The organism is Mesorhizobium sp. WSM4833, from assembly GCF_055811095.1.
Window position 1 is genome coordinate 1 of sequence record NZ_JBVVQG010000056.1, and the last position, 285, is coordinate 285.

Annotated in this window: 1 protein-coding gene; it reads right to left on the reverse strand. The window is 68.8% G+C overall.

The window, feature by feature from the left end:
- Positions 1–285 (reverse strand): hypothetical protein (locus tag AC0L2D_RS31845; protein WP_473544129.1); only part of this gene is annotated, 285 nt, incomplete at both ends.

A 285-nucleotide genomic window follows, 5' to 3' on the forward strand; every position in this document is an offset into this window, starting at 1 on the left:
GGTCGCCGCCCCGCCGGCCAGGGCAAGTGCGTAGGTCACATTCGTGGTGACGCCGTCGACCGCGCTCGCGGTGAAGGCCGGCGGCGTGATCGTCGCCTGCCCGCCAACCCCGCTCGCCTCGATCACCCCGGCTGCGCCAACCACCGTCGCGGCCGTGATCGAAAGTGTCGGATCGGTGTCGTCGAAGGTCAGCGACAGCCCCGAACTGGTGCTTTGCTGCGACACGACGTCGTTGTCGCCGTCCGTCGCCGTCACCGTTGCCACCACGTTGATCAGACCGTTGAG